The 6,289-nt window shown below is 39.2% G+C and carries 6 protein-coding genes; all 6 read left to right on the top strand.

What is annotated here, in order from left to right; all coding sequences use genetic code 11:
* Nucleotides 1-758, top strand: a 758-nt coding sequence (locus ACYVAA_RS21930; protein ID WP_460546026.1) for a glycosyltransferase family 2 protein, incomplete at its 5' end; no start/stop codon positions are given.
* Nucleotides 759-1,877, top strand: a complete 1,119-nt coding sequence (locus ACYVAA_RS21935) for a glycosyltransferase family 4 protein (protein ID WP_460546016.1) — start codon at nt 759-761, stop codon at nt 1,875-1,877.
* 593 nt (nt 1,878-2,470) lie between these two features.
* On the top strand, nt 2,471-2,848 hold the full coding sequence (locus ACYVAA_RS21940; RefSeq protein ID WP_460546018.1) for an endonuclease domain-containing protein: 378 nt from the start codon (nt 2,471-2,473) through the stop codon (nt 2,846-2,848).
* Nucleotides 2,849-2,963: 115 nt separating this feature from the next.
* Nucleotides 2,964-4,106, top strand: coding sequence for a glycosyltransferase family 4 protein (locus tag ACYVAA_RS21945; protein WP_460546020.1), 1,143 nt, complete (start codon nt 2,964-2,966; stop codon nt 4,104-4,106).
* Nucleotides 4,093-5,226 carry a glycosyltransferase family 4 protein gene (locus ACYVAA_RS21950; protein WP_460546022.1) on the top strand — a complete coding sequence of 378 codons (1,134 nt, stop codon included), beginning with the start codon at nt 4,093-4,095 and terminating at the stop codon, nt 5,224-5,226. The genes ACYVAA_RS21945 and ACYVAA_RS21950 overlap by 14 nt, the downstream gene beginning before the upstream one ends.
* Before the next feature lie 77 nt (nt 5,227-5,303).
* Nucleotides 5,304-6,289: hypothetical protein (locus tag ACYVAA_RS21955; RefSeq protein ID WP_460546024.1), on the top strand; the 986-nt coding region annotated here is incomplete at its 3' end.

A 6,289-nucleotide genomic window follows, 5' to 3' on the forward strand; every position in this document is an offset into this window, starting at 1 on the left:
GGGATTTCAGCTTGGCGGGAAGTCATTATTATGGGCTAGGCAGACACAACGTTGGAGTGATTATGAATTTGAAGCGCCGAAGAAATATAATTATGGAGTGGACTGGCCAAGATGGGTACGAATGGATTTACTGGGGAGATGATGATAATCCCCCGGAGTTTGATCATGTGTTTGAAAAATTATTGACCCTTGGGAAGTCAATGAAAAAAAAAGGTCTTTTAGGTTGTGTTGGGCATAATTTTAATAAAAAGAAAGGAGTAATAAATAGAACTCCTGATGAATATTTGGCAGGGAAAGGGTATTTGGAAGTGGATAGCATTGCAGGAGGGATGTCCTTGTTAGTTCATTCGGAAGTGGTGATTGGAGGGGTTTTACCAGATGAAAGGATTTTTTTTGGATTTGAAGAACTGGATTTTTGCCTAAGAGTAAAAGAGGCTGGTTTTAAAATTTGGGTTGACAAAGAGTTGTTTTATGAGATGAGAAAAAAAAGTGGTCGATTAAGCTTGAAAAAAAAATACTATCAATCGAAAAGCAAAGAGCAATTATATAGAGAATACTATAGTCTGAGAAATCTTCTTTTTCTTGCTAAGAAGAATGGATATCATCAAATGAGGCTTATACTATACATTAAGTGGGGGATAAAATTGTTTTATGGTTTTAGACATGGATTTTCTTATGGTAAAATCAATGCTTTTTTTATAATTAAAGCGTTTGCTGACCATTTTCAAGGGAGAATGGGGAAAATGATTATAAAATAAATGAAAGTATTCTTAATTCTCGATAGCCTTGCCAATGCTGGAACAGAGAATAGTTATTTGCAGTTATTACCCGAGTTTTCCGAAGAAATAGAAATATTAGTTGTGTATTTTTATCCAGATCATTTTCTCGCTGATAAATTTAATAAGGCGGGTATTAGGGTTCAATTTCTGGAAAATACCAATAGATATGGTTTTGATGTTGGGGTAAAGAAGCTTTTAAAATTAGTCAAACTTGAAAAACCTGATTTAATGGTTTCTTCCTTAATGCGTTCAAATTTGATTAGTAGAATGGTTTCTTTGATTTCAGGAGTACCACTGATCGGAACGTTGGTTAATGATAGCTATAATCTCATTCGAATTAGGGAACATAAAGGTAGAGGATATTGGAAATTCAAGACCTTTTGGCTTTTGGACAAATGGACTTCATCAATTCCTAAATTTTGGATTGCAAATGCCCTATGCCTGATTCAATCGCATGAACACACCCTGAAAATCAATGTGGATAGGGCAACGGCTGTATATAGAGGTAGAGAGGTTCCATCCCGATCCTTTGATCATGGTTTATTACTAAAGCATTTTGTCGGATATGGGAGATTAATTAAAAGAAAAGGCTGGCTTGAACTTATCCAGGCCTTTACCATGGTGCAGGAAGAACATGCTGATAGCACTTTGACTATTTTTGGGGAGGGACCTTTAAGAAAATCACTCGAAGAGAAAATAAAGGAGCTTGGGCTGACTCATAAAGTAAGGTTACCCGGAAGTATATCCCAAGTTCAGGATAAGCTATATGATTATGATTGTTTCGTGTTTCCTTCCTGGTATGAGGGGTTTTCTGGGGCTTTGGTCGAAGCAATGATGGTGGGGATCCCAATTATTGCCTCCGATATTCCGATGAATTTGGAAGCAGTTACCTCAAACAGCAATGCGCTTACTTTTCCAGTAAAAGACGTAAAGGAGCTGGCTAATCGGATGAAATATGCGATAAGTAATGTAGAAGAAATGGCTCAATTCGGAATAAATGCCAGAAAAGAAGCCATAGAGCGTTTTGATATCAAGAAGATAGCCCAGGAATATGAGGCAGTGCTGCGGAAGGTTTTGACCCCACCCAACCTCCCCTAAAGGGGAGGGCTTGGTTTCGTTTTGAGAATTGATTCACGTTTCAATATTGTAGTTTAATAGCTCTAGTAATGTTCCGTACCCCCTTTTAGGGGGCTAGGGGGTGAAAAACGATTTGGCGACTAAAAGTTTAAATTACCCCACCCGACTTCCGCTAAAGGGGAGGGGGTAGTTTCGTTTGGTGAATGGTTTTGGTTTTCAAAATGTAGTTTAGTATATCTCGTAATGTTCCGTTCCCCCTTTAGGGGGCAACGAGGTGCAAATGATATTGGGACTAAAGTTTAAAGTACCCCACCCAACCTCCCCTGAAGGGGAGGGGTTGGTTTCGTTTTGAGAATTGATTCACGTTTCAATATTGTAGTTTAATAGCTCTAGTAATGTTCCGTTCCCCCTTTTAGGGGGCTAGGGGGTGCAAATGATATGGGGACTAAAGTTTAAGTACCCCACACAACCTCCACTGAAGGAGAGGGGCTGGTTTAGTTTTGAGAATTGATTCATGCTTCCATATTATAGTTTAGCAGCTCTAACAATGTCCCATTCAGCCTTTTAGGGGGCAAGGAGGTAAAAAACGATTTGAGAATTAAAATTTTTTAGAAATGAACGAAATGTATTATGGAGCTAGCCCGGAGATTTTAAGAAGGGCAAGGGAGCTGAGAAAGAACCTTACACCATCAGAAAAGCTACTTTGGAATTCCATAAAAAATAATCAATTGGGCGGGGTCAAGTTTAGAAGACAGCATCCTGTAGCCAGGTTTATTGTTGATTTTTACTGTCATTACTATCGATTGGCTATAGAGGTAGATGGAGAAATTCACTTGGGAATAGAACAAAGTGAGAGAGATGAAGGAAGAACATTTGAGTTGGAAGAACTTGGCCTTAAAGTAATTAGATTTACAAATCAAGAGGTTATTAAGGATTTACCAAGAGTGTTGGAGCGAATTAAGAAAGAATTAACCCCACCCGTCCTCCCCTAAAGGGAAGGCGTTGGTTTCGTTTGGGGAATGGATTTGGGTTTTCAAAATGTAAGTTCGTAGATCTAGTTATGTTCCATTCCCCCTTTAGGGGGCCAGGGGGAAAAAAAAGTCGTTAATGAATATTTTAATCATAGATACTTCTCCTGTTCGTAGAGGAGCTCAGATTTTTGTTGCCGATCTTTCGGAAAGATGGAGGGATTTGGGCCATGAGGTTCGGAAGGTTTATTTATATGCTAGCAACAAAGAAGATAAGAAGGTCTTTTTGCAGAAGGAAGACCAAGAACTAGGTTTTTTGTCTTCCAGTTTTTTTGAAAAGATTCCAACCATTCAACCTTTGTTGCTTAAACGTTTGTGGGATATTATCCAAAAGGATCAACCTGATATTATCTTACTAAATGGTTCGAGGACATTAAAATACGGTGCTGCCTTGAAACCTTTCGTTCACAAGAAAACGGTATGGGTTAGTCGTGTAATTGATAATCCCATTTATTGGAACCCCAAAGGGGTTACAAAATTCTATTATAAGCATTGGGTGATACCTGCGTTGGATGGGGTAGCAGGTGTGAGTGAGGCCAGTTTGTCGGCGATGAGAAAACATTATGGATTTTCTAAATCAGGGAAAGTACTCTACAGAAGTTTTGATAAGAATAAATTTGCAACAGCTCCTCTTAGAAAAGATGCAAGAAAGTTATTAGGGATCGCAGATAACGATGAGGTGGTACTTTTTTTAGGCAATATTACGCCCCAAAAGAGACCTGATCGATTTTTGGATTTAGTTGAGAGTTTACAAAAAAATAGACCTCAAATAAAAGGACTTTTGGTTGGAGGGGGAAAGGATTTAGGCTTGTATAAGGACAGAATAAAAGATATCAGTTGCTTAAAGTATTACGGATATCAGGAAGACGTGAGCCCATTTCTATCAGCATCAGATCTATTGATAATGACCAGTGAAACAGAGGGAATGCCTGGTGTGGTGCTAGAGGCTGCAATTTTTAATGTGCCTGTGGTAAGTACAAATGTGGGAGGTCTTGAGGAATGTGTACATCATTCTCAATCAGGATATTTGGTTGATAGCTATAGTTTAGAAGAATTTGAGAAATACATTACTTTGCTCTTTAACCATCCTGAAAGGCGATATGAAATGGGGGAAAAAGCAAACCAATTGGTTACCAATAAATTTAGCTTTGAAAAATCTGCGGAAGATTTTTTGAATTTTTTTTGGGACTTGCGACAGAATAAAATCCATGGTAAAAAGTAAAATTAGAATACTTCATCTCATCAAATCTTTGGGAAGAGGTGGGGCGGAAAAGTTGATTCCTGAAACGGCTGTCTTGCACGATAGAGAGCAATATGAATTTTATTGCCTCTACTTTTACCATCAGCCCCATAATATGGTGGAAGAATTACAGCATGTGGGAATTAAAGTGAGTTGTTTTCCCGCGTCGGCCCTTAGTCTTCCCATGCAGGTCAATCCAGTGTCAAAGTTTGTAAAGGATCATCAAATAGATATCATTCACAGTCATTTACCTTGGGCGGGGGTCTTAGGTAGAGCAGTAGCCATTAAAACAGGCCTTCCACTGGTTTATACGGAACACAATATTTGGGAACGCTATAATTTTCTGTCTTATTGGCTTAATAAACTCACCTTTTCCAAACAGGATATCGTGGTTCCTGTTTCGGAAGAAGTGGAATGCAGCATCACAAGAGGGTATAGAATTAAGGGGAAGGGACCTGAAATTAGGACAATCCCAAATGGGGTAAATGTCGAAACATTTATCAGAAAGAAGACAAAGGGGGAAGAAACCCGGGCAGCTTTGGGCATCCCGGGGGAGGATTTGGTGATCGGTACAGTGGCTGTGTTTAGAGCCCAAAAGCGCTTGCCCATTTGGGTGGCCTTGGCCAAGGAAATCTGGGCTGCGAGGCAGGATGTACATTTTATCCTGGTTGGAAGTGGAGCTGAATGGGCTAAGGTAAAGAAATGCATAGGTGATGGACATTTTGCTCAGCATATTCATTTAGTAGGAACCCAAAAGGAGGTGGTTCCTTATTTGTCTGCAATGGATATTTATATGAGTACATCCCAATTTGAGGGCTTACCCATTGCGATGTTAGAGGGGATGGCCTGTGAACTGCCTGTCATCAGTACGTGTGCGGGGGGAATTGGGGAAGTGATTAGGGAAGGAAAGGAAGGACATTTGTGCCCAGTAGATAATCCAAGCAATTTGCTCCCCTTGGCATTGGATCTTTTAGCAAACAAAAGTAAACTAAAAGAGATGGGGAAGAATGCGCGAAACAGGGTGGAAGAGGTGTTTAGTATGAAAAGAATGGTAAATCAGTTGGAAAGGGTTTATCAAGAAGTTTTACAGAAATTATCATAATAAATTGTGAATGTTGAAGCTACTGGCAAAATTGCATACAATCAGCAAAGGAAAAATAGAGCGAGGATAAGTTAATAATGATACTGGGGTTATTTCTTTTGATAGGCTTGTTTGCCTTGAACCAACCAATATTGAATGGGCTAATACTAGCAGACCGTTCGGCCAAACTTAACTTGCTGAATAAGCTTTATTGGTACCATATGCTTTTTGCCGGCGTTTACTATACTTATGCACAATTTAATCGATCTGATTCTGTTTCTTATTTTTTAGATGCCGGTGACGAAAATATAAAATGGCATGAGCTTTTTCATACTGGTACCCATTTTATAGAATGGTTGGCTTACCCATTTATCCAATACCTCCATTTTAACTATGAGATGATGATGGTCTTGTGCACTTGGATGGGCTATATAGGGTTTTTGTTCTTTTATCTTTTCTTTAAAGAAAACCTAAAGTTAAATATCAAATGGCAGGGTTATGATATGATCAGTTTGCTCATGTTTTTACCCAATATGCATTTTTGGACTTCATCGCTGGGAAAGGGAAGTGTGATCTTTTGTGGGATAGGCTTGCTCGTTTACGGATTGTCCTATCCCGGTAATAGGAAAATACTGATAGGCTTAGGGGGCTTTTTGACCTATTTTGTCCGGCCACATATTTTCTTTGCCATTATGATAGGAATGGGGATGTCCTATTTGCTGGGGAGGGAAAAGATGCCACTATATCAAAAAGTACTATCTGTAATCGGGGGAATCGTAGTGTCGTTTTTTATTTACGATGAGCTTCTGATCTACTTAAAACTGGATGAAGAAAATGTGTGGGAAAGTTTTGTAAACCAGAGCAGCTTTACGGCAGGCCAGCTTCAGGCGGCAGGTTCTGCAGTGGATATGCAGAGATACAGTATGCCCTTTAAGCTTTTTACCTTTTGGTTCAGGCCTTTATTTATAGATGCCCCCAATTTTCTTGGCCTATTTGTATCATTGGAAAACCTTTTTTATTTGATCTATTTTTCGAAAATCCTTCACAAGGACTTTTTACGATTTCTAAAGCAAGCTTCTGCGGT

The organism is Echinicola sediminis (assembly GCF_054777495.1).